At 72.8% G+C, this 23417-nt stretch carries 22 protein-coding genes; 13 read left to right on the top strand and 9 right to left on the bottom strand.

Going from position 1 to position 23417, the window contains the following annotated elements:
- Positions 1-5: 5 nt before the first annotated feature.
- Positions 6-854, top strand: coding sequence for an NAD-dependent epimerase/dehydratase family protein (locus OG782_RS29905; RefSeq protein ID WP_406456221.1), 849 nt, complete (start codon positions 6-8; stop codon positions 852-854).
- A gap of 106 nt (positions 855-960) precedes the next feature.
- Positions 961-1830 (top strand): polysaccharide deacetylase family protein, encoded by an 870-nt coding sequence (locus OG782_RS29900; protein WP_406456219.1) that lies wholly within the window; start codon positions 961-963, stop codon positions 1828-1830.
- A 6-nt stretch (positions 1831-1836) separates the two neighbouring features.
- Here the strand turns inward: OG782_RS29900 and OG782_RS29895 are convergent, their stop codons facing one another.
- Genes OG782_RS29895 through OG782_RS29880 form a run of 4 tightly spaced genes read right to left on the bottom strand, consistent with a single transcriptional unit; the run spans position 1837 to position 4308 of the window.
- On the bottom strand, positions 1837-2061 hold the full coding sequence (locus OG782_RS29895; protein WP_406456217.1) for a hypothetical protein: 225 nt from the start codon (positions 2059-2061) through the stop codon (positions 1837-1839).
- A 14-nt stretch (positions 2062-2075) separates the two neighbouring features.
- Positions 2076-2747: an ABC transporter gene (locus OG782_RS29890; RefSeq protein WP_406456215.1), complete on the bottom strand. Its 672-nt coding sequence runs from the start codon at positions 2745-2747 to the stop codon at positions 2076-2078.
- A complete protein-coding gene (locus OG782_RS29885; protein WP_406459342.1) occupies positions 2744-3601 on the bottom strand; it encodes an ATP-binding cassette domain-containing protein in 858 nt (285 codons plus the stop codon). Before OG782_RS29885 ends, OG782_RS29890 begins: the two co-directional genes overlap by 4 nt.
- Before the next feature lie 29 nt (positions 3602-3630).
- Entirely contained in the window at positions 3631-4308 is a 678-nt protein-coding gene (locus tag OG782_RS29880) for an AIM24 family protein (protein WP_406456213.1), read from the bottom strand.
- 71 nt (positions 4309-4379) lie between these two features.
- Here OG782_RS29880 and OG782_RS29875 point away from each other — a divergent pair, with 71 nt between their 5' ends.
- The 4 genes from OG782_RS29875 (at position 4380) to OG782_RS29860 (ending at position 8692) form a co-directional block, all read left to right on the top strand.
- Positions 4380-5156: a peptidyl-tRNA hydrolase gene (locus OG782_RS29875; protein ID WP_406456211.1), complete on the top strand. Its 777-nt coding sequence runs from the start codon at positions 4380-4382 to the stop codon at positions 5154-5156.
- Between the two features lie 211 nt (positions 5157-5367).
- A complete protein-coding gene (locus OG782_RS29870) occupies positions 5368-6798 on the top strand; it encodes a DUF692 family multinuclear iron-containing protein (protein WP_406456209.1) in 1431 nt (476 codons plus the stop codon).
- A 5-nt stretch (positions 6799-6803) separates the two neighbouring features.
- Positions 6804-7844 carry a TIGR04222 domain-containing membrane protein gene (locus tag OG782_RS29865; RefSeq protein WP_406456207.1) on the top strand — a complete coding sequence of 347 codons (1041 nt, stop codon included), beginning with the start codon at positions 6804-6806 and terminating at the stop codon, positions 7842-7844.
- A 65-nt stretch (positions 7845-7909) separates the two neighbouring features.
- Complete coding sequence (locus OG782_RS29860) at positions 7910-8692, top strand: TIGR04222 domain-containing membrane protein (protein ID WP_406456205.1); 783 nt, start codon at positions 7910-7912, stop codon at positions 8690-8692.
- Positions 8693-8825: 133 nt separating this feature from the next.
- Here the strand turns inward: OG782_RS29860 and hemQ are convergent, their stop codons facing one another.
- Both hemQ and hemG read right to left on the bottom strand, forming a co-directional pair.
- Entirely contained in the window at positions 8826-9560 is a 735-nt protein-coding gene (gene hemQ / locus OG782_RS29855; RefSeq protein ID WP_406456203.1) for a hydrogen peroxide-dependent heme synthase, read from the bottom strand.
- Between the two features lie 4 nt (positions 9561-9564).
- Positions 9565-11040 carry a protoporphyrinogen oxidase gene (hemG, locus tag OG782_RS29850; RefSeq protein ID WP_406456201.1) on the bottom strand — a complete coding sequence of 492 codons (1476 nt, stop codon included), beginning with the start codon at positions 11038-11040 and terminating at the stop codon, positions 9565-9567.
- Positions 11041-11167: 127 nt separating this feature from the next.
- Between hemG and OG782_RS29845 the strand changes: the two genes are divergently transcribed.
- Both OG782_RS29845 and OG782_RS29840 read left to right on the top strand, forming a co-directional pair.
- Positions 11168-12118 (top strand): DUF4349 domain-containing protein, encoded by a 951-nt coding sequence (locus OG782_RS29845; protein WP_406456199.1) that lies wholly within the window; start codon positions 11168-11170, stop codon positions 12116-12118.
- A gap of 86 nt (positions 12119-12204) precedes the next feature.
- Complete coding sequence (locus OG782_RS29840) at positions 12205-13611, top strand: FAD-dependent oxidoreductase (RefSeq protein WP_406456197.1); 1407 nt, start codon at positions 12205-12207, stop codon at positions 13609-13611.
- Between the two features lie 22 nt (positions 13612-13633).
- Here OG782_RS29840 and hemE read toward each other — a convergent pair whose 3' ends face one another.
- Positions 13634-14707 carry a uroporphyrinogen decarboxylase gene (gene hemE, locus OG782_RS29835; protein ID WP_406456195.1) on the bottom strand — a complete coding sequence of 358 codons (1074 nt, stop codon included), beginning with the start codon at positions 14705-14707 and terminating at the stop codon, positions 13634-13636.
- A gap of 92 nt (positions 14708-14799) precedes the next feature.
- On the opposite strand from hemE, the gene OG782_RS29830 reads away from it, so the two are divergent.
- From OG782_RS29830 to OG782_RS29810, 5 genes are all read left to right on the top strand, one after another.
- Positions 14800-15459 carry a DUF3000 domain-containing protein gene (locus tag OG782_RS29830; RefSeq protein ID WP_406456193.1) on the top strand — a complete coding sequence of 220 codons (660 nt, stop codon included), beginning with the start codon at positions 14800-14802 and terminating at the stop codon, positions 15457-15459.
- Positions 15460-15697: 238 nt separating this feature from the next.
- Positions 15698-16360: a response regulator transcription factor gene (locus OG782_RS29825; protein WP_352125450.1), complete on the top strand. Its 663-nt coding sequence runs from the start codon at positions 15698-15700 to the stop codon at positions 16358-16360.
- A gap of 114 nt (positions 16361-16474) precedes the next feature.
- Positions 16475-17749, top strand: coding sequence for an HRDC domain-containing protein (locus tag OG782_RS29820; RefSeq protein ID WP_406456190.1), 1275 nt, complete (start codon positions 16475-16477; stop codon positions 17747-17749).
- A gap of 243 nt (positions 17750-17992) precedes the next feature.
- On the top strand, positions 17993-19213 hold the full coding sequence (locus OG782_RS29815) for a thiolase family protein (protein WP_406456188.1): 1221 nt from the start codon (positions 17993-17995) through the stop codon (positions 19211-19213).
- Complete coding sequence (locus OG782_RS29810) at positions 19210-21342, top strand: 3-hydroxyacyl-CoA dehydrogenase NAD-binding domain-containing protein (RefSeq protein ID WP_406456186.1); 2133 nt, start codon at positions 19210-19212, stop codon at positions 21340-21342. The genes OG782_RS29815 and OG782_RS29810 overlap by 4 nt, the downstream gene beginning before the upstream one ends.
- Before the next feature lie 52 nt (positions 21343-21394).
- Here the strand turns inward: OG782_RS29810 and OG782_RS29805 are convergent, their stop codons facing one another.
- Together OG782_RS29805 and OG782_RS29800 are read right to left on the bottom strand one after the other, a co-directional pair.
- Positions 21395-22687 carry a phosphodiester glycosidase family protein gene (locus tag OG782_RS29805; protein ID WP_406456185.1) on the bottom strand — a complete coding sequence of 431 codons (1293 nt, stop codon included), beginning with the start codon at positions 22685-22687 and terminating at the stop codon, positions 21395-21397.
- A gap of 52 nt (positions 22688-22739) precedes the next feature.
- On the bottom strand, positions 22740-23402 hold the full coding sequence (locus tag OG782_RS29800) for an Ig-like domain-containing protein (protein ID WP_406456183.1): 663 nt from the start codon (positions 23400-23402) through the stop codon (positions 22740-22742).
- Positions 23403-23417: the final 15 nt, after the last annotated feature.

The raw sequence follows: 23417 nt of genomic DNA, 5'->3' as shown, positions 1-23417 counted from the left end.
AGCAGGTGGTCACACGAGTCCTGGTCACCGGGGCGGCCGGGCGGATCGGCCGGGCGGTCCTCGCGCTGCTCGCCGAGCGCTCCGTCGAGGCGAACGCCCTCGTCCTGGAGGACCCGGGCGATCTGCCCGCGCGGCTGGTCGTCGCCGGGGACGCCGCCGACGCCCGGACCGTGCGGGCGGCGTTGGACGGCGCCGACGGGGTGATCCATCTGGCGGCCATCCCCACGCCCGAGCACACCGCAGCGCAGGAGCTCTTCGCCACCAACACGCTCGCCACGTTCACCGTCCTGGAGGAGGCGGGGGCGGCCGGGGTGCGGCACGCGGCGGTCGCCAGTTCCTGGGGGGTCACGGGCCTGCCGTGGACGGCGGATCCGTCGCCGCACCCCGCCTACGTCCCGGTCGACGAGGCGATGGAGCCCCAGGTGGCGGACGCCTACGGGCTGTCCAAGCAGGTCGACGAACTGACGGCCGCGACGATGGCGCGACGGCACGGGATGAGCGTGGTGTGTCTGCGCTATCCGTTCATCGGCGGGTTCGACGAACGGCTGCGCGCGCACGCGGCGCGGCTCACCGCGCAGCCGGCCCTGGGGGCACGGGACCTGTGGACGTATCTGGAGGTGCGGGACGCCGCGCGGGCCGCGCTGATGGCCCTCGGTGTACCGGGCCCGGGTGCGCACGCCGTCCATGTCTGTGCGCCCCGGACCCTTGTCCCGTTCCCGACGGAGGAGCTCCTGCGCCGCTACCACCCGACGACGCCGCTGCGGCGTCCCCTGCCCGGACGCACCGCACCGGTGGACACCGCGGCGGCCGCGCGGCTGTTCGGCTTCTCGGCGCAGTACCTGCTCGACGACTGAGTGAATCCGGGGGCCGCTTCGGGGCGCGGGGGCGCCACGGGCGAGCCCCCGCTCCTTGATCGGTTACTTTCCGGGAGTGACCAACTCTGTACGGAAACTGACGGCAATGACCGTTCTGGGCGCTGTGCTCGGAGGTGGCCTCGTCGGCTGCGGGAGTACGGGGGACTCCCGCGGCGGCAGCCCCGCGACCGCGCACCGCACGCCCTCCGCTGCCCGTGCCCCGGCTGCCCGTGCCCCGTCCGCGGCCGCCGCGAGCGCGCCCCCGGCCACCCGGAAGCCGCCGGTCCTGGCCCCCGGCCCCGACGGCCTGACCCCCGTCCTCACACGCGGGCCCAGCCGTACGGACAAGGTCGTGGCACTGACCTTCGACGCCGACATGACGGCGGACGAGGGGCCGCGCGCGGCCGCCGGTGAGCGCTTCGACAATCCGGAGCTGATCGCGCTGCTGCGGAGGCTGAAGGTACCGGCGACGGTCTTCATGACCGGCCGGTGGGCCGAGGAGTACCCGTCCCAGGCCCGCTCCATCGGCACGGACCCCCTCTTCGAGATCGGCAACCACTCCTACAGCCACTACGCCTTCACCTCCCCGTGCTACGGGCTGCCGGCCGTGGAGGAGGACGCGGTGCGCGGCGAGGTGGAGCGGGCCTTCGGCGCGATCCGCAAGGCCGGCGCCCGCAATGTGGTCCCGTACTTCCGCTTCCCCGGCGGCTGCTACGACGACGCCTCGCTGCGCGCGCTCGCGCCGGAGAAGGTGACCGCCGTCCAGTGGGACGTCGTCAGCGGGGACGCCTTCGCGACGGACGCGGACGCGGTCGCGGAACAGGTGCTGGACGGGGTACGGCCCGGCTCGCTCGTCGTCATGCACTGCACCCGCAGCGCGGCACCGGTCACGGCCGAGGCGGTCCGCGAGGTGGTGCCTGAGCTGCGCAAGCGCGGATACCGGTTCATCAAGGTGTCGGAGCTGATGGCCGGCTGACGCGCCTCAGCCCGAACAGGCCGTGCGCTGGGCCTCCTGCCATTCGCAGACCGGGCAGAGGGTGATCCCCTTGACCGACTCTGCGTACTCGGTCGGCTTGCGGCACTGCACGCACTCGGCGTACGGGGGCCCTGCGGCCTTCTCCCGCGACGCGGCCGGCGTCTCGCAGTACGCCCCGCCGGCACGCCCGCCCGCCTGGTCCCGCGTGCCCTCGTTCCCGTGCTCGTTCATGGGTACGAGCCTACTCAGCCGCGTACCGAAGTGAGTCTGCAGGCGAGCGCGGCCGCCGCGGCCGCGACGGCGGCGGCGCCCAGGAGCGGCAGGACCGGGACATGGACCGTGCCGGTGAGCGAACCGGTGACCAGCCCCGTCACCGCGTACTTCGCGGGCGATCCGGTGGTCACCAGCGCCAGCAGCGCCGCGAGCACCGTCGCGGCGACCGACCAGCCGCGCCGGTGCAGCAGCGGCCTGGTGCAGAGCGCGCCCACCGCCGCGCCCAGCAGGACACAGCAGGCGGTGGCGAGCAGTCCGGCGGCCCCGGCGGGCGGCAGCGGAACCCGGACCGTGTGACCGGTACTGGCCGGTTCACTGATCAGCAGCACGACCGCGGTGGCCGCCGTGCCCAGCAGCCCGGCGCACCCCGCCGCCGTGAGCAGGGCCGCCAGATGGGCCCGCGGCTGCCCGCCGGCCGCCGCGGCGACGACGCTCCGGGCGGCGGGCGGTTCCTGGGTGACACAGATCTGCACGAGCCATGCGGTGACGGGCAGCAGTCCGGCGGCGGTGTAGCCGAGCGAGTCCAGCACGGGCTGTCCCGAGCGGACTCCGACGCCGAGGAAGGCCGCGTACAGCAGGACGGGCGCGAGCCAGCGCTGGGAGCGCAGCAGGAGGGAGGCCTGGTAGTGGATCAGAGCGGTCATGGTGCCTCGCCGGGGTTGCCGGGTGCGGTCGAGAGATGCCTGATGTGCCAGGGCGGGCGGGCCGTGAGCAGGGCGCTCAGCAGGGGGTCGGAGTACGCGGCCGCGACGGTGAGCCCGATCGCTCCGTCCGGCGCCGGCGCACGGACAGGGGCACCCGGCAGTCCGTCGGGGAGCGGGGCGCCCGGCGGGCCCGTCACCTCGATCCGTACCCGGGGGCCGGCTGTCGTTCCGGAGGGGGCGGGGGGCGCCTCGGCCAGTCCGGTCCCCTCGATGCGCAGGGCGGTGTCGACGGCGCCCGCCAGCCGGCGGGGGTCGTGGTCGACGAAGACGACGGCGGCCCCGGCGGCGACACGTTCGGTGACGGCCCGGTCCAGTTCGCCGCGGGCCGCGGTGTCCAGGCCGGTCCAGGCCTCGTCGAGGACCAGCAGCTCCGGACCGGCGAGCAGCGCCTGGGCGACGGCGACCTTCTGGCTGGTGCCCTTGGAGAGCTCCGCCAGCGGTGTGCGGGCGTGGCCGGCGGCCCCGAAGCGGGTCAGCCACTCCTGTGCGCGCCCGGCCGCCTCCGCCGGGCGCAGTCCGTGGATCCGTCCGAGGTGGACGAGGTACCCGGCGGCGGTGAAGGGCAGCGCCGCCGGGAACCGTTCGGGGACGTACGCCGTGCGCGGCCGCGCTCCGGTGATCCGGCCCTCGGTGGGGGCGTCGATGCCCGCCAGGATCCGCAACAGGGTCGACTTCCCGGTGCCGTTGGCCCCTTCGACGCGGACGAGGGCGCGCGCGGGCAGGACGAGGTCGACCCCGCGCAGCACCCAGGGTCCGGCGAGGCCGTACCGCCGGCCCACTCCCCGCAGCCGCAGGACCTCGGTGACCGGACCGGCTTGCGTACTCAGTTCGACGACGCCTTCTCGGTCTTGAGCTCGCTGGGACGTACGATCACGAACCCCTCGCCGTCCAGACGCAGTTGGACGGCCTCTCCCGAGCCGCCGCGCAGCATCGAGCCGACGCTCTGCGAACGGTGCAGCGAGGTGGTGAGGTTGGCGCTCCAGCCGACGACCGCGTCCGTGTCGACGCACACCGGCTGCTGGGGAGTGACGGGGATCACTATGGGGTGCCCCTCACACATCAGGCCGAGCTTCCCGTAGCCGGTGAAGACGCTGTTGAAGAGACCGCCGCCGGTCATTCCGGCACCCTTCACGACCTTGATCTCGTAGGCGATCGTGGCGTCGAAACACAGGACGTTGCGGCCGTTGACGGTGAGGACGTCGCCCTGCTCCATGTCCACGATGAAGCAGTTGGCCGCCTCGTGCGCGAACCATGCCTCGCCCTGGCCGCGCACCGCCATCAGCGGCAGGCCCTCACCCGTGACGGCGCGCTTGAGCATGCCGCCGAGCCCCTGGCCCTTGCGTTCGAACTGGAGATCACCGCGGAAGGCGACCATGGATCCCTGGCGGGCGTGCATCTCCCCGCTGACCGCGTACTTGATGGATTTGGCGTTCTGCAGGGTCATCCCGGGGGCCGTTGCCTGCTGCACCATGTGCTCGCTGGAAAAGAGATCGCTCTTCATGCGGTGCATCCTCACCCGGACGGTTTCATTCCGCCAAGAACGGGTTTGGGGACGGCTGGCAGACTGGACGGGTGAGCACCAACGACACCCCCGCGTCCCCGTCCGCCCCGCTTCCCGCGCCCGCCGCACCGGACGCGTCCGCCCCGCTTCCCGCGGACAGCCCGTTCCGGTCCGAGCGCACCGGCCGGGACGAAGCACCGCAGTACGTACTGCCGTTGGTGGTGCACATCGAGAAGGCGGCGCCGCCGGCCCGTACCGACGCGCTCCGCACGGCCGCCCGTGCGGTGCTGGTCATGCTCAGCGACGAGCGGTCCGTGGGCGAGGGCGAGTGGGCGCAGCTGATGCGCGACTGGCAGGACGCCCGGATCCGCAAGGTGGTGCGCCGGGCGCGCGGCGCGGAGTGGCGCAAGGCCTGCGCGCTGCCCGGGATCACGGTCACGGGTGACGAGGCCGAGGTGCGGGTCTTCCCGCCGGTGCCGCTGGACGGCTGGCCCAAGGAGCTCGCCAAGCTCCAGGTCTCGGGCACGGACCTGGACGACCCCGAACCGCCGCCCGCCCCCGACCTCGCCGGCCCGGTCCTCTGGCTGAACCCGGAGCTCGGCATGTCGGCGGGCAAGGAGATGGCCCAGGTGGGGCACGGGGCCCAGCTCGCCTGGTGGGAGCTGTCGGAGACGGAGCGCAAGGCGTGGCGCGAGGCCGGCTTCCCGCTCTCGGTCGCCACCCCGGAGCCGGGCCGCTGGCAGGAGCTCACGGTGAGCGGGCTGCCGGTGGTGCAGGATGCCGGGTTCACCGAGATCGCCCCGGGGTCGTGCACGGTGGTCGCGGACCATCCGGCCCTGCGCCGCTGATCCGTCCGCACCCGTTGCGGGTTTCCGCCCGGTCCGTTGAACGGTCCGTTCCGTTTGCGGGTTTCCGGCCGGTCCGTTGAACGGTCCGTTCCGTCGATGCGTACCTCCTGACGCGGAACCTCAAATCGAGCTCTGAACGTCCCCCTATTCGGATTCACCGCCGCGCGGCGGGGCCATGACCCCTGCACGGAGTGGAGGAGGGGGACTCACCATGAAGCTGGGAATCGGGATCGGCTGGCGGCCGGAGATCGCCGACGCGGTGGAGGCACTGCCGGGCGTCGACTGGGTGGAGGCGGTCGCGGAGAACCTCTGCGCCGACCATCTGCCCGCCTCGCTGGCGCGGCTGAGGGAGCGCGGGGTCACCGTGGTTCCGCACGGGGTCTCGCTCGGCCTCGGCGGGGCCGACCGCCCCGACCCGGGCCGGCTGGCGGACCTCGCCGCGCGCGCCACGCTGCTGGGCGCTCCGCTGGTGAGCGAGCACATCGCGTTCGTCCGGGCGGGCGGGCCGCGCACCGGATCACCGGCGCTGGAGGCGGGGCACCTGCTGCCCGTGCCGCGCACATGGGCGGCGCTGGACGTGCTGTGCGAGAACGTGCGCGTGGCGCAGGACTCGCTGCCGGTGCCGCTGGCCCTGGAGAACATCGCGGCGCTGATCTCCTGGCCCGGCGAGGAGCTCACCGAGGGGCAGTTCCTGGCGGAGCTGGTGGAGCGCACGGGGGTGCGGCTCCTCATCGACGTGGCCAACCTGCACACGAACCGGGTGAACCGGGGCGAGGACCCCGCCGGGGCCCTCGACGAACTGCCGGTGGAGGCCATCGCGTACGTGCATGTGGCGGGCGGCGTCGAGAAGGACGGGGTGTGGCACGACACGCACGCCCACCCGGTCACCGCCCCGGTCCTCGCCATCCTCGCCGAACTGCGCTCCCGTGTCGCCCCGCCCGGGGTGCTGCTGGAGCGCGACGACGACTTCCCGCCGGCCGGTGAACTGGCGGACGAGCTGGACGCGATCCGCACCACGCTCGACGCGGGCCCCAGCGTCGTACGGCCGCCGGGGGGTGGCAGGGCGGCCGCGGGGGCGGCGAAGCCCACTGACCCGGCGGGCGGGTCCGGGGCCGGCGGGGTTCTCGCCGAGCCGACGCGGGCCCCGGCCCCGGAGGGCCCGTCCGGGAACCTCATCGCGCCCGTCGGGGCGACGCGGATCCCAGCCCCGGCAAGCGGGTCCGTGGGCACGGAGGGCGCCCGGGACCGGGTCGCGGTCGCGCAGACCTCGCTGCTCTCCGCCCTCGTCGCGGGCACCCCCGCCCCGGAGGGCTTCGACCACCGCCGGCTCGGTATCCAGAGCCGGGCCCTGGCCGCCAAACGCGCCGATGTCGTCGCCAAAGTGGCGCCCGAGCTCCCGGAGATCCTGGGGCACGGCTACCGGGACGCGTTCCTCGCGTACGCGAGGAGGCGTCCGATGACCGCCGGATACCGGCGCGACGCCCTGGACTTCGCCGAGCAGCTGCTCCTCGCGGGACGCCCCGCCGACGACGCGGCCCGCCGCCGGCTGACCCACTGGTGGCAGGACCGGGCGGCGCCGCGGCCGCCCCGCCGCACCACCCGGCTGGTCCGGGCCGCCCGTTCCGTACTCGTAGGAAGGTGACCGGGATGAACACACTGGCCCTGGTCCTGACACTCGCCGTGGCGGTCTCCTCGACGCTGCTGCTCCGTGGGCTCGCCCGCCTCCAGCAGGGGCCCGGCGGCCCCGCCCTCGACCTGTCCGAGGTGGCGTTCCTGAACGGCGGTCCCGGCCGGGTGGTGGACACCGCGCTCGCCGCGATGCACGAGGACGGCCGGCTGGTCGTCGGCGGGCCGGGCATCGTCGCGGTCCAGCGGCCGGTCGCCCACGACCCGGTGGAACGGGCCGTGCTCCAGGAGCAGGCCGCGGCCCCCAACGGCGCGCTGCACACCCTGCGGGCCGCGGTGATGCGCCATCCCGCGGTGCAGGAGGTCGGCGACGGACTGGCCGCACGCGGTCTGCTCAACGTGCCGGGGGCGAACCGGAAGTGGCGCCGCTGGGGAATGACGCAGGGGGTGGTCTGTCTGCTCGGCTTCCCGGTCTCCTTCGTGCTGACCATCAGCCAGGTGGTCGGCACGGACGACTACTCCGACATGACGTTCCCGTTCTTCCTCATGGCGTTCCCCGCCCTGGTCGCCGGGACCCTCATCGGGCTGATCGGCGCGGGCACCGCCCGGTCGCGGGTCACCCGGGCGGGCCGCAGGACGGCGGCGGAGTTCCGCACCGCCCACGCGTACCGGACCGACGCGGCCCATCTGATGGCGACGGGCGGGCCGCGGGCGCTCCCCGACCCCGTGCTGCGCATGCACCTGGTCACGGCGGCCCGGATGCGGCCCGCGGGGCCGCACACCCCCTCGCCCCACTCCTCGGACTCCTCCGGGATACTGCTCGTGCCGACGGTGTGGTGTGCGGGATCGAGCCCCGGCGGCAGCGGCTGCGGCAGCTCGTCCGGAAGCAGCGGCGGGGGGTGCGGTTCGGGATCGAGTTGCGGCTCGGGGTCCGGTTGCGGCTCGGGATCGAGTTGCAGCTCGGGGTCCAGCTGCTCCAGCGGTTCGGGGTCGAGTTGCGGGAGCAGCTCCGGATCGAGTTGCGGCAGCAGCTCCGGGTCGAGTTGCGGCAGCAGTTCCTGAGACGTCACTGTCCGCATGATGAACAGGCCATGGCGCCAGGGGCCCTTCTCGCATAGAAATCGGCCATGCTCTGGGTTCTGTTCCTGCTGGTCGCATGGGGTGCGGCAGCCATTTCCTGTATCCGGCTCTGCCTCGCGTCGGCCCGGCTGCCCGCCACCTCGGCCGAGGACGTGCGGCGCACCGCGGACGACCGTGAACTCACCCTGTACGAGACCGCGTTCCTGGCCGGCGGCCCGCACCGGGTCGCCGACCTGGCTCTCGTGACCATGCATCTGCGGCGGCGTCTGCTCCTCGCCCACACCGGCTGGGCGACGGTCGTCGACCCGGACGGCCGCGACGAGGTGGAGCGGACGGTGATACGCGCCATCGGCCCGCAGGGCCAGTCACCGATACCGCCGGTACGTGCGGCGGCGGCCGCGGCGGACTCCGTACGGGCCCTGGCCGACCGGCTCGTCGCCGCGGGTCTGGCCCGGCCCGGCGGCGCCGGGGCGGATGTCGCGTCGGCGGTCCGGGCGGTGCGCGGCGCGGCGCTGCTGGTGGTGGCGACGGGCGCGGCCGCGCTGTTCACGCCCGGCCGGGAGCAGCGTCCTGGCGGCGATGCGGTGCCGCTGCTCGTCTGGTTCGGGCTGCCGCTCGTGCTGAACCTGGGATGCCTGGCCATCGCCCGGATGGAAGTGCATCCGTACAGCTCCTGGGCCTCCCCCGCCGGTCAGCGGCTGCTGGACGCGTGCGCGGGGCCGGCGGACGGCGCGGCTCACGACGTGCTGGTGGCGGTCGCCGTGCAGGGCGTGGGCGCGGTGGACGATCCGGAGTTGCGGGCCGCGCTCACGGGCCGTCGGGTCCCGTAAAGGACAACGGTGCGGCGCGCAGGACGCGCGCCGCACCGGAAGCCGAACCCGGTGTCGCTGGAACAGCGGGCGGCACAGTGTGCCGTGTGCCCGCCGTCTGATCTTCCGGGTTGGGGTGGTCGGAACCCGCTCGCTACGCGAGCCCGGCCACCAGGTCAGCGACCGACTTGCGCCGGCCGGTGTAGAAGGGGACCTCCTCGCGGACGTGCATCCGCGCCTCGGAGGCCCGCAGGTGACGCATCAGGTCGACGATGCGGTAGAGCTCGTCGGCCTCGAAGGCCAGCAGCCACTCGTAGTCGCCGAGGGAGAACGAGGCGACGGTGTTGGCGCGCACGTCGGGGTAGCCGCGGGCCATCTTGCCGTGGTCGGCGAGCATGCGGCGACGGTCCTCGTCGGGCAGCAGGTACCAGTCGTAGGAGCGCACGAAGGGGTACACGCTGACGTAGTTGCGCGGCGTCTCGTCGGCGAGGAACGCCGGGACGTGCGACTTGTTGAACTCGGCGGGGCGGTGCAGCGCCATGTTCGACCAGACCGGCTCGAGGCTCTTGCCCAGCCGGGTGCGCCGGAAGAGGTTGTACGCCTCCTGGAGCTCGTCCGCCGTCTCGGCGTGCCACCAGATCATGACGTCGGCGTCGGCGCGCAGGCCGGAGACGTCATAGGTGCCGCGGACGGTGATGTCCTTGGCCTCGAGCTGGTCGAACAGCTCCTGGACCTCACCGGCGTACGCCGCGCGGTCCGTGTCGGCCGGCAGTACGTCGCGCAGCTTGAAGACGGACCACAGCGTGTAGCGGATGACGTCGTTGAGGTCCTTGGCCTTCTTGCCGGCGTTCGGACCCTTGCTTGATGTCACGGTCTCAGGAGCAGTCATACGGCTATTGTCCCGCCTCGCTCCGTGTGCCCTGAACCAGGGTCCCCGTGGCGATGATCTCCCCCGTGATCTCGCGGACGATCTCGTCCGCGGCGCGGTGGGCGCTCGCGATGCAGGCGGGGATGCCGACCCCGTCGTAGGCGGCGCCGCAGACGCGCAGCGCGGGCAGTTCGGCGACCTCCTCGCGGATCCGGGCGACCCGGCCGAGATGGCCCACGGGGTACTGGGGCAGTCCGCCGATCCACCGGGTGACCTCGGTGGCCACGGGCTTCGCGGTCAGTCCGGTCGCCGCGGCGAGGTCGGCCAGTGAGACGCCGGCCAGCTCGGCGTCCTCGCGGTGCAGATGGTCCTCCTCGCCGTAGCGGCCCACCGAGGTCCGCAGGAGGAACAGGTCAGGTGCCGCGTCGGCGACCCACTGCCACTTGTGGGTGGAGAAGGTGGCGGCCTTGATGGTGTGCCCGTCGACGGGGGGCACCAGGAAGCCGGAGCGGCCCTCGAAGGCCGCGAGCCCCGTCACCTCGGAGCGCCGGAAGGCCATGGTGACCAGGGCCATCGACGCGTACTCGACGCCCGCGAGATCGGCGGAGGCGGCCGGGGACTCGGCGGCGAGCAGGGTGGACGCGGACCAGGCGGGGGCGGCGAGGACGATGCCGTCGGCGGTGATCACCCGGCTGTCGGTGCGCACGTCCCAGCCGTCGGCCCCGCGGGTCAGGCCCAGCACGGGGGTGTCGGTGAGGATCTCGCCGCCCCCCGCGCGCACGGCGTCGGCGACGGCGCCGGGCAGCGTGCCGATGCCGCCTTCGATGCCCTGGAAGACCGGTCCGGTCTGCTGCCGGGCGGCGGCCTGCTCCTGGATGCGGGTGACCCCGTCGAGCAGCGAGCCGCCCTGCCGGGCGACCTCGAAGAGCTGGGGTACGGCGGCGCGCATCGAGATCCGGTAGGCGTCGCCCGCGTACACCCCGCCCAGCAGCGGCTCGATCAGCCGGTCGACGACCTCGCGGCCCAGCCGGTCGGCGACGTACGCGCCGACGGCGACATCGTCGCCGACGGCCGTCGGGGTGAGGTCGCGTTCCTGTGCGATCCGGGCCAGACCCTCGGGCGAGAGCACCCCGCCCAGGACGGCCGGGTCGCCCGGTACGCCCATCACATGGCCCTTGGGCATGGGTCGCAGCGTGTCGCGCGTCCACAGCGAGGCCGAGGCCGTGGCGGGCGGCTGGAGGCGCGCTCCGAGGCCGACGGTGTGCGCCAGGGCGACCGCCTCCGGGCGGCGGGCGAGCACGGACTCGGCGCCGAGGTCGACCTGCACACCCGCGACCTCGCCGGTCATGAGCTTGCCGCCGAGCCGGCCGGTCGCCTCAAGGAGGGTGACCCTCAGCCCGGCCCCCAGGAGACGGTGGGCGGCCGCGAGTCCGGCGATGCCGCCGCCGATGACGACGACATGGCCCGGGTCCTGGTCCGCACGGTGTGTTGAACGCTGCATGCCCCCACTCTCTCAAACCGCTTCCGAGTCCTGAACGTGACCGGTTCGAAACCGGTTTCACGCAACCCGGTCCACCACCCCGTACGTCGAACCGGCACTATCAATCACCCGTCCTGGGGGGACAGTTATGCAGGCAGCACCCATCACCCGTACCGGCAGACGAGCCGGCGGCCGCACACGCACCGCGCTCGCCGCCGGGCTGCTCACCGCCGTTCTCGCGCTCAGCGGCTGCGGCGCGGCCGGGGACAGCAGCGACGCCGGCTCCTCCGACAAGCGCGCACTGTCCGCCGGCGAACAGAACGGCGGGCAGAACAAGCCGGACGCCGCCGGGGAGGCGGCAGCCGACGCCAAGGAGGGTGCGGCGAGGCCGGGGACGCCGAACAAGCCGGATCCGGTGACCGCCACGCACGTCATCCGCACCGCCTCGCTGTCCGTGGAGGTGAAGAGCGCGTCCCGGGCGGCGGCAGCCGCGCGTACGGTCGCGCAGGACGCGGGCGGTCTGGTCGCCAACGAGACCACCGAACAGGTCGACGACACCCATGACTCCTCGCATCTCGTGCTGCGGGTGCCGCAGGGCGAGTACGACAGCGTGCTGCGGCAGCTCTCGGGGTCGGGGAAGCTGCTCTCGCGCACGTCGACCGCCAAGGACGTCACCGACCAGGTCGTCGACGTGGAGAGCCGGATCGCCACCCAGCGGGCGAGCGTGACGCGGGTGCGCAAGATGATGGACCGGGCCGAGAAGCTGGTCGATGTGGTGACCCTGGAGGGCGAACTGAGCAGCCGTCAGGCCGCTCTGGAGTCGCTGCTGGCCCAGCAGGCGTCACTGAAGGACCGCACGGCCCTGGCCACGATCACCCTGGACCTCATGGAGCCCGAGGCGGCCGCCGAGGAGGACAACGACGATCCGGGGTTCCTGGACGCGCTGAGCGGCGGCTGGCACGCGTTCGTGACGATGGTGCGGTGGCTCGCAATGGCGGTCGGCGCCGCGGCCCCGTTCCTGGCCGTGGCGGCCGCCCTGCTGGGCCTGTGGCGGCTGCTGCGCCGCCGGGGGCGCAAGGCGGGGCCGGCGGGCGAGTGAGGGCGCTCCCGGGGGCGCCGCGGCGCCCCCGGGAGCCGTCCCCGCCGTAGCGTGGGTCCCCGTACTGGGCGTCGAAGGGACCTGGCATGGCGGCGGAACGACTGGTGGTCATCGGCGGTGACGCGGCGGGCATGTCCGCCGCGTCCCAGGCGCGCCGGCTCAAGGGCCCGGCCGAGCTGGGCATCACCGCGTTCGAGCGGGGCCACTTCACCTCGTACTCCGCCTGCGGGATCCCGTACTGGGTCGGCGGTGACGTGGCGGAGCGGGACGAACTGATCGCCCGCACCCCGGAGGAGCACCGGGCCCGCGCGATCGATCTGCGGATGCGCACCGAGGTGACGGAGATCGATGTCGCGGGGCAGCGGGTGCGCGCCCTGGACCGGGACTCGGGCGAGACCTCCTGGACCGGATTCGACAAGCTGGTGATCGCGACGGGGGCCCGTCCGGTGCGCCCCGCGCTGCCCGGGATGGACGCGCCCGGGGTGCACGGGGTGCAGACCCTGGACGACGGGCAGGCGCTGCTGGACTCCCTGAACCGGGCTGGGGCCTTCCGGGCTGAAGGCCCTGAGGGCCGGCGTGCGGTCGTCGTCGGCGCGGGCTACATCGGGGTCGAGATGGCGGAGGCGATGCTGAAGCGCGGTTTCGAGGTGACCGTCCTCAACCGCGGCGAGCAGCCGATGGCGACGCTCGACCCCGATATGGGGCGCCTGGTCCACGACGCGATGGACGGGCTCGGCATCACGACGGTGAACGGGGCCGCGGTCACCGCGATCCGTACCGGGCCGGACGGCCGGGTCCGTGCCGTGGAGACGGCCGACGCGTCGTACCCGGCCGATGTGGTGGTGCTCGGCATCGGCGTCGAGCCGGAGACGACGCTGGCCCGCGCCGTCGGGCTGCCGGTCGGCCCGCACGGCGGGCTGCTCACCGATCTGTCGATGCGGGTGGTGGGCCACGACAACATCTGGGCGGGCGGGGACTGCGTCGAGGTGCTGGACCTGGTGGCGGGCCGCACCCGCCATATCGCGCTGGGCACGCACGCCAACAAGCACGGCCAGATCATCGGCTCCAACGTCGGCGGCGGCTACGGCACGTTCCCCGGGGTGGTCGGCACGGCGGTGAGCAAGGTCTGCGACCTGGAGATCGCCCGTACCGGGCTGCGCGAGAAGGACGCCCGAGCGGTGGGCCTGCGGTTCGTCACGGCGACGATCGAGTCGACGGGCCGGGCGGGTTACTACCCGGGGGCGCGGCCCATGACGGTGAAGATGCTCGCGGAGTTCCGCACGGGCCGGCTGCTGGGGGTGCAGATCGTGGGCCGGGACGGGGCGGCGAAGCGGGTGGACGTCGCGGCGGTGGCGCTCACCGCCGGGATGACGGTCGAGCAGATGACGGCCCTGGACCTGGGGTACGCCCCGCCGTTCTCACCGGTCTGGGACCCGGTCCTGGTGGCGGCCCGCAAGACGGTGACGGCGCTGCGGAGGGCGGGCACCGCCTGAGCGGTGCCCGCCTGCCCGTCGTTCAGCGCGCGGTGCGCGTGTGGACGTACTCGACCAGCCGCGACAGCGCGTCCGGGTCCATGTTCGGCATCACACCGTGGCCCAGGTTGAAGATGTGTCCCTCCAGACCGGCGGCGGCGTCCAGGACCTCCTGGGTCTTGGCCTCCACCGCGGCGGTCGGGGCGAAGAGCACGGCGGGGTCGAGGTTGCCCTGGAGCGCCTTGCCGGGGCCGACGCGGCGCGCGGCCTCGTCCAGCGGGACCCGCCAGTCGACGCCGACGACGTCCGCGCCGGCCTCGCCCATGAGGCCGAGGAGCTCACCGGTGCCGACACCGAAGTGGATGCGCGGGACCTCGTACGACGCGACGGCGTCGAAGACCTTCGCCGAGGCGGGCAGCACCGAGCGGCGGTAGTCGGCGGGGGCCAGGGCGCCCACCCAGGAGTCGAAGAGCTGCACGGCGGACGCGCCGGCCTCGATCTGGACCTTGAGGAAGGCTCCGGTGATCTCGGCGAGACGGTCGAGCAGGTCGGCCCAGAGCTCCGGGTCGCCGTACATCAGGGCCTTGGTGTGCTCGTGGTTGCGGGACGGGCCGCCCTCCACGAGGTAGCTCGCCAGGGTGAACGGGGCGCCCGCGAAGCCGATCAGCGGGGTGGCCCCCAGCTCGGCGGTGAGCAGGCCGATGGCCTCGGTGACGTACGGGACGTCCTCGGGGGTGAGGTCGCGCAGCCGGGCCAGGTCGGCGCGGGTGCGGATCGGCTCGGCGATCACCGGTCCGACGCCGGGCTTGATGTCGAGGTCGATGCCGATCGCCTTGAGGGGGACGACGATGTCGCTGTAGTAGACCGCGGCGTCGACCTTGTGGCGGCGGACGGGCTGCATCGTGATCTCTGCGACGAGTTCCGGCATCGTGCAGGACTCGAGCATCGGGATGCCTTCGCGCACCTTCAGGTACTCGGGCAGGGAGCGCCCCGCCTGACGCATGAACCAGACCGGTGTGTGCGGCACGGGCTCGCGCCGGCACGCCTTCAGGAAGGCCGAGTCATGGGTGGCGGAGGTCTTCGTCTGCTGGCCCGAGGGGCGGTCAATGGCACTCACGCACAGAATCTTCGCACGCATGCGGAAGGAGCCCTGCCCCGCACGGGTGTCCTTCCGCGCGCGAGCCTCCGGTTCCGCCTACTCTTCCCCGCATGGCTCCGGCTCAGGGACACTTCTCCGATCAATCCGATGGCGCTGACAGCAAGGACAGCGCGGAGGGTGGTTCCGTCCCGCCCGCATTCGCTTCGGCGGTGGACGGACTGCGCTCGGCGCGGCTCCGCCCCGAACTGGAGGTGGAGCCGACACGGCCCCCCAAACGCCTTGCTCCGTACGCGTACGCGCTGGAGGCGGCGGTCGTCGACGGCGACGACGATCTCGCCGACGGGCGGCTCGTCCTGCTCCACGACCCGGACGGGCACGAGGCCTGGCAGGGCAATTTCCGGCTGGTGACGCTGGTCCGCGCCGAACTGGAGCCGGAGATGGCCTCCGATCCGCTGCTGCCGGAGGTGTGCTGGTCATGGCTGACCGGCGCGCTGGAGGCGCGCGGCCTCTCGTACGGGGAGGCGGGCGGCACGGTCACCCGGGCGGGTTCGCACTACTTCGGCGCCCTGGAGGAGCGGCGTCCCGCGACACAGATCGAGATCCGGGCGTCCTGGACGCCGCGCGAGGGGCGCGGCGGGGTGCCGGACACGGCGGCCCATCTGGTGGCGTGGGGCGATCTGCTGTGCCAGATCGCCGGTCTGCCGCCCTCGGGCCCGCTCGACGCGGCGGTGGTGACGCTGCCGCAGCGGCGTGGGCCGCAGGTTTCGTAGGGGTGTTCCCGCCACTTCGAGAACCGTGACGCTGCGTCACGAAACTTCGCACAGTCACCGGCTCTCTTTTCGTACAATCGATCGCGCGTCCTATTTGCCCGAATTGTTACTCACCAAATCGTGATCTTCCTCTAAAGGAGCAGGGGTCTGCTGCCGAAGGAGTCAATGACCCTTCAAGCACGGTTCGCCCCGGCTTCATCCCCGAGCCGGCCCGTCCCGCCACTCCCCAGGAGGCCTGGTGTCCGTTCTCCTCGAGCAGCCCGCAAGCCTGGTCGCCTACCGCCCGAACAAGCCGACGGCCATGGTCGTCGTGGCCGACCCGCGCGTCCGTTCCACCGTCACCCGCCATCTGTGGGCACTCGGAGTACGTGACGTCATCGAGGCGTCGTCCATCGCGGAGGCCCGCCCCCGCGTCGGCAACCCGCGCGACATCTGCGTAGCCGACGTCCACCTGCCCGACGGTTCCGGGCTGACCCTGCTGTCCGAAACCCGAGCTGCCGGCTGGCCGAACGGCCTCGCCCTCTCCGCCGCCGACGACATCGGCGCTGTGCGCAACGCCCTCGCGGGCGGCGTCAAGGGCTACGTCGTCACCGGCACCCGTACCAACATCGGCCACCCCACCCGTCCCGGCGTCGCTCCCATCGGCGCCACCGCCGCCCGTATGCACCGCCGTCCCCCCGGCGCCCCGAGCCACCCGGGCGGCTACCGCGAACTGTCCGGCCGCGAGGTGGAGGTCCTGCGGCTCGTCGCCGAAGGCCAGTCCAACAAGGCCATCGGCGTCTCCATGGGGCTGTCCGCCCTGACCGTCAAGAGCCACCTCGCCCGAATCGCCCGCAAGCTCGGCACCGGAGACCGTGCAGGAATGGTCGCCGTCGCCCTGCGGACGGGCATCATCCACTGAATCCGCACCCCGCCGGTGTGCAGAAATGCGGAACCGGCTGGTTTACATGCATCGGCGCCCGCCGACGGAACGTTCCGTCGGCGGGCGCCTTACATACACAGATACCCTTGACACGTGACCGACGCCCAAGAGACCGCAGCAGACACTTCACTGCGAACCACCGGGGGCGCTCCCCCGGACGACGTCGCCCCGGCGCCGATCCCCTTGCTCGAACCGCGCGAGGGCATTCCACCGGTGGTGGCCTCCGACGATGCCCTGGCCGGGGTGATCGCGGCCTTCGCCGCGGGCACCGGCCCGGTGGCCGTCGACGCCGAGCGCGCCTCCGGCTACCGCTACGGACAGCGCGCCTATCTCGTGCAGCTGCGCCGCGAGGGCGCGGGCAGCGCGCTCATCGACCCGGTCGGCTGTCCGGATCTGTCCGGGCTCGGCGAGGCGCTGCACGGCAGTGAGTGGATCCTGCACGCGGCGACCCAGGACCTGCCCTGCCTGCGCGAAATAGGAATGGCTCCGACCGGGCTCTTCGACACCGAGCTGGCCGGACGGCTGGCCGGGTTCCCGCGGGTCGGCCTCGGCGCGATGGTCGAGAGCGTGCTCGGCTACTCGCTGGAGAAGGGCCACTCCGCCGTCGACTGGTCCACCCGCCCGCTCCCCGACCCCTGGCTGCGCTACGCGGCGCTCGACGTCGAGCTGCTCATCGACCTGCGCAACGCGCTGGAGGACGAGCTCGACCGGCAGGGCAAGCTGGAGTGGGCCCAGGAGGAGTTCGCCGCCATCGCCTCGGCGCCGCCCGCTCCCCCGCGCCAGGACCCGTGGCGCCGCACCTCCGGGATGCACAAGGTCCGCCGCCGCCGGCAGATGGCGGTCGTACGGGAACTGTGGAACGCCCGTGACCAGGTCGCCCGGCGGCGCGACATCTCGCCCGGCAAGGTGCTGGGCGACGCCGCGATCATCGAGGCCGCGCTCGCACTCCCCCCCACCGCCCAGGCACTGACCGCCCTGCCCGGCTTCGGCCACCGCATGGGCCGGCGCCAGCTGGAGCAGTGGCAGGCCGCCGTCGACCGGGCGAAGGAGCTGCCCGACGTGGAGCTCCCGCAGCCCGGCCAGACCCTCGCGGGCCCCCCGCCGCCGCGCGCCTGGGCGGACAAGGACCCGGCGGCCGCGGCGCGGCTGTCGGCCGCCCGCGCCGGGGTGTCCGAGCTCGCGGAGCGGCTGAACATGCCGCAGGAGAACCTGATCACCCCCGACACCGTGCGCCGGGTGTGCTGGGAGCCGCCGAAGAACCCGACGCCGGACGCGGTCGAGGCCGCGCTCGCCGGATACGGTGCGCGGCACTGGCAGATCGGACAGGTGACCCCGATCCTGGTCCGCGCGCTCACGCCGGAGGCCTGAGAAGGCATCGGACAGGGGCGTATTCACGCCAGGTTGTGCGGCCTTCGAGACCGCGTCATCCGCTTCCCATGGCCCGGAAGGACTCGTTTTCGAGTCCGTCCGGGCCATTTCGCGTGTGTGACCTTCGCCGCTCCCGCCGCAAGGACTGGGCAGTCTGGTTACCCGCAAGTAGCATGAGGGTGGCGGTGCGCCCCTGGGCGCGCCCCGCAGCAGTGCCATCCCGCACCCTGGAGGAGAGCCACCGTGCCTCGTACCATCCGGGACGTCGTCTTCGTCGACGGCGTCCGCACCCCGTTCGGCAAAGCGGGCCCGAAGGGCATCTACCACGAGACCCGCGCCGACGATCTCGTCGTGAAGGCCATCCGGGAGCTGCTGCGCCGCAACCCGGACCTGGACCCCGCAAAGATCGACGAGGTCGCCATCGCCGCGACCACGCAGATCGGCGACCAGGGCCTCACGCTCGGCCGCACCGCCGGAATCCTGGCCGGTCTGCCGCAGTCCGTCCCCGGTTACTCCATCGACCGCATGTGCGCGGGCGCCCTGACCGCCGTCACCTCGACGGCCGGCTCCATCGCCTTCGGCGCGTACGACGTCGTCGTCGCCGGTGGCGTCGAGCACATGGGCCGCCACCCGATGGGCGAGGGCGTGGACCCCAACCCGCGCTTCGTGTCGGAGAAGCTGGTCGACGAGTCCGCCCTGTTCATGGGCATGACCGCGGAGAACCTGCACGACCGGTACCCCACGATCACCAAGCAGCGCGCCGACGAGTACGCGGTGCGTTCGCAGGAGAAGGCCGCCAAGGCGTACGCCAACGGCAAGATCCAGCAGGACCTGGTGCCCATCTCGGTGCGCCGCACCAACGCGGAAGCCGGCGAGACGGGCTGGGGCCTGGTCACCGCCGACGAGCCGATGCGTCCGGGCACCACGATGGAGTCCCTGGCCGGTCTGAAGACCCCGTTCCGCGCCCACGGCCGCGTGACGGCCGGTAACGCCGCGGGTCTCAACGACGGCGCCACCGCCTCCCTGCTCGCCGCCGAGGACGTCGCCCGCGAGCTGGGCCTCCCGGTCAGGATGCGCCTGGTCTCCTACGCCTTCGCGGGCGTCGAGCCGGAGGTCATGGGCTACGGCCCGATCCCGGCGACGGAGAAGGCTCTCTCCAAGGCCGGCCTGTCCATCTCGGACATCGGTCTCTTCGAGATCAACGAGGCGTTCGCCGTGCAGGTGCTCGCCTTCCTGGAGCACTACGGCATCGCCGACGACGACGCCCGCGTGAACCAGTACGGCGGCGCGATCGCCTACGGCCACCCGCTGGCCTCCTCCGGCGTCCGGCTGATGACTCAGCTGGCCCGCCAGTTCGAGGAGCAGCCCGAGGTCCGCTACGGCCTGACGACCATGTGCGTCGGCTTCGGCATGGGCGCGACGGTCGTCTGGGAGAACCCGCACTTCGACGGAGGCAACAAGTGAGCACGACCACCACTGAGCTTCTGAAGGGTGCGGCCGAGCTGTTCCCCGGCGAGGTCGTCACCCAGGCGCACGTACGCCACCTGGACCTTCCGGCCGGTGCGGGCCGTTTCGCCCTCATCACGCTCGACAACGGCCTGGACCACACCAAGCCGACCACCTTCGGACCGCAGTCGCTGGCGAACCTGAACGCCGCCATCGACCAGGTCGAGAAGGAGGCCGCCGAAGGTGCGGTCACCGGTATCGGGATCACCGGCAAGCCGTTCATCTTCGCGGTCGGCGCCGACCTCAAGGGCGTCGAGCTGCTCAAGGAGCACAAGGACGCGCTCGCCATCGGCAAGGGCGGCCACGACGTCTTCCGCCGGCTGTCGGGCCTCGCGGTCCCCACGTTCGCGTACTACAACGGCGCTGCGATGGGCGGCGGTGTCGAGGTCGGTCTGCACTGCTCGTACCGCACCGTCTCCAAGGCGCTGCCCGCGTTCTCGCTGCCCGAGGTCTTCCTCGGTCTGGTCCCCGGCTGGGGCGGCTGCGCACTGCTTCCCAACCTGATCGGCGCCGACCGCGCGGTCTCGGTGATCATCGAGAACTCGCTGAACCAGAACCGCCAGCTCAAGGGCAAGCAGGTCTTCGAGCTCGGGATCGCCGACGCGCTCTTCGAGGGCGCCGACTTCCTGGAGCAGTCGCTGATCTGGACCGCGAACGTGCTGAACGGCACGGTCGCGGTGGAGCGCCCCGAGATCGACCGCGGCGACGCCTGGGACCAGGCCGTCGCCCGCGGCAAGGCCATCGCCGACTCCAAGGTGCACGGCGCCGCGCCGGCCGCGTACCGCGCGCTGGACATCATCGCCGCGGCCAAGGACGGCGACCTGGGCGCCGGCTTCGACCGTGAGGACCAGGCCCTCGCGGACCTGATCATGGGCGGCGAGCTGCGCTCGGGCATCTACGCCTTCAACCTGGTCCAGAAGCGCGCCAAGCGCCCGGCCGGCGCCCCGGACAAGGCCCTGGCCCGTCCGGTCACCAAGGTCGGTGTGGTGGGCGCGGGCCTGATGGCCTCGCAGCTCGCCCTGCTGTTCCTGCGCCGCCTCGAGGTGCCGGTCGTGCTGACCGACATCGACCAGGCGCGGGTCGACAAGGGTGTGGGCTATGTCCACGCCGAGATCGAGAAGCTGCTCGGCAAGGGCCGCATCAACCAGGACAAGGCCAACCGCCTGAAGGCCCTGGTCTCCGGTGTGCTGGACAAGGCGGAGGGCTTCTCCGACGCCGACTTCATCATCGAGGCCGTCTTCGAGGAGATCGGCGTCAAGCAGCAGGTGTTCGCGGAGGTCGAAGCGGTCGCCCCGGCGCACGCGATCCTCGCCACCAACACCTCCTCCCTCTCGGTCACCGAGATGGCGTCGAAGCTGAAGAACCCCGAGCGGGTCGTCGGCTTCCACTTCTTCAACCCGGTCGCGATCCTCCCGCTCCTGGAGATCGTCCGCGGCGAGCGGACGGACGACGCCTCGCTGGCCACGGCCTTCGGTGTCGCGCGGAAGCTGAAGAAGACCGCGGTGCTGGTGAAGGACGCCCCGGCGTTCGTCGTCAACCGCATCCTCACCCGCTTCATGGGCGAGATCCAGAACGTCATCGACGAGGGCACCCCGGTCGAGGTCGCGGAGAAGGCCATCGAGCCGCTCGGCCTGCCGATGTCCCCGCTGGTGCTCCTGGAGCTGGTCGGCCCGGCCATCGGCCTGCACGTCTCGGAGACCCTGAACCGCGCCTTCCCGGAGCGCTTCACCGTCTCCGAGAACCTGGCCGCCGTGGTCAAGGCCGGCAAGCGCGGCTTCTACGTCTACGACTCCGGGAAGCCGGAGCTGGACCCGGAGGTCGCCGCACTCCTGAAGCAGGGCGACTCGGTCCTGTCCGAGGAGCAGGTCCGCGACCGCGTCCTGGACGCGGTGGCGCAGGAGATCGGCCTGATGCTCGACGAGGGCGTCGTCGCCGAGGCCCAGGACATCGACCTCTGCCTGATCACCGGCGCGGGCTGGCCCTTCCACCTGGGCGGCATCACGCCGTACCTGGACCGCGAGGGCGTCTCCGAGCGGGTGAACGGGAAGAAGTTCCTGGCGCAGGGCGTGGCGAGCGTTCCCGCGTAACTCTCCTCGCTTGCCCGAACCGAGGCCCGGCACACATGTGCCGGGCCTCGGTTCATTCCGGGATCACCGCCAGGGCGGTGGCCACCGCCCGTTCGGTCCGCTTGCCGCCCGGCGATTCCGTCGGCCTGTTCCACACCCGGTCCTCGACCACCATGGTCGTCGATCCTCCGCCGTCCAGGTTGACGGCGTCGGCCGCCCCCATCGCGATCATGATCTCCGCCGCCTCCTGGAGGGACACACCGACGCTGATGCCGGGCCTTCGCCCGTCGAACGTCACCAGGAGCAGGGTTCCGTCGGCGGTGACGCCCGCCACGGTTCTGGGCTCCCGCTGTGCCGGCGCGGTCCGGGAGAACCCGTTGGCCTCGGCGTTGATCCGTGTCCGTCCGTCCCGGACCAGCGCGGGGCCTGCCCCGATGACCGAGGTCTGCGCACCGGACAGGCGTACCTCCCGGCTGTCGTGGACGGCGGATGTCACCGTGATGTGCGCCCCGGGCCGGGCATGGCGCGCGAGCCACGCCGCGCCCTTGCCGGTCCCGGACAGGACGCGTCCGCCCGGCGGGACCGGGCCTCCGGCGGGAGCCCGCAGGGCCGAGACCTTTCCGGTGCGGTCGAGGAGGGCGTCCACGCTGCCCTTGCCGCCCCCGGGCGAGGAGGCGCCCCACGCGGACCCGATGGCCACGATCTCGTCCGGGTCCACGCACAGCTGGTTGTGGACGGGGAAGGACACCGGTTCCCCGGTACGGTCGAGCCGGTCTCCGCCCACTCCTCCACAGCCCACGATACGGCCGGGCACCCGGTTGATGCCGTCCAGCTCCCGGCGCGCGCCGTCGGACGCGACGAGGGACGAGGAGGTGGTGACCTCGTCGACACGGGGCCGTGCGGAGGGACCGCCGAGAATGAGCGCGGTCCGTCCGTTGGCCGCCTCACTCAGCAGAGTGCCGCCCGTGGCGTACACGCCGAGCGGGTCCCCTTCGTAACCGCTGAACGCCGGTCCGCTGCGGATGTCGAAGAAGGAGGCGTTCACCGCGGCCCAGGCGCCCGCGTCCTGTGCCATCCGTCGTACGGTCTCGGACTCGGCCAGGCTCGTGCCGTGCACGCCCTTCACCGTCACCCGCGCACCGGGCGACACGGCGACGGCACTGATCCGGACGGGGCTGCCGTCGGCGAGCCGGCGGGTGGTCCGGGTCAGTTCCACCCCGTCGGGCGCGGACGGGCGGGGCGGGGCGGTGCGCTCCGGCGGAGGCGCGCCGGGGCTTCCCGCGTGACCGGCGCCAGGGCTGCACGCGGACAGCAGAATGCCGATGACCAGGGTGTACACGCCGATCGGACGGCCTGCCCTTGTCACACTGCCCCCTTTTGACGCACTCGGCGGTTCCGGTCCGTGGACGCCGCGGGCCTCAGCCCGCGATCACCCCGGGCGTCGTGCCCAGATCGCCCACGAAGACGGTGACCCGCGCACGCGTGAGCCGGTCCGCTCCATCGGCGAGCACGTAGTCGAACGAGTCGTAACCCGCGAATCCGGTGACCGGGCTGTAGGTGACCAGACCGTCCCGGCCGACAGCCGTCTCGCCGAAGCGGGCCGGGCCGACGCCCACCAGCCGCACTCCGTCGCCGAGCCCGTCCGTGAGGCCGTTGAGCGCGCCCCGGTACCCCGGCGGCACCATGAGCTTCCTGCCCTGGGCCGGGAGCGGCGCGATCCGGTAGCCGAGCTGCTTGATCGACCTGGTGCTCGCCGTGAGGCTGCTTCCGCCGTCGGCGATGATGCCCGCCCGCAGCTGCGGAACGAGGAAGGCGTCCCGGGGCACGTTCTCGTGGACCGTCAGCGCGAACCGGGCAGTGCGTTCCTCGCCCGGAACGGTGGAGGTCGCATACCGGTCCCCCACCGCGAGAAGGCTCATTCCGGCGGCCCGTTCCACCGCTGCCGCGCTGCTGAACGAGTCGACCATCAGGTAGCCGTAGTAGCGCGACCCCGGTCCCTCGGGGATGACCTTGAGTTCGAACTCGGCCGTCTCGCCCGGCCGTAGCGGACGTGCCGGGTCCTTGTCCGCGTGAAGCTCCACGGTGCAGACGATGGC

Source organism: Streptomyces sp. NBC_00876 (genome assembly GCF_045207435.1).
GTDB lineage: Bacteria > Actinomycetota > Actinomycetes > Streptomycetales > Streptomycetaceae > Streptomyces.
This window is presented reverse-complemented; position numbering and strand designations above follow the sequence as displayed.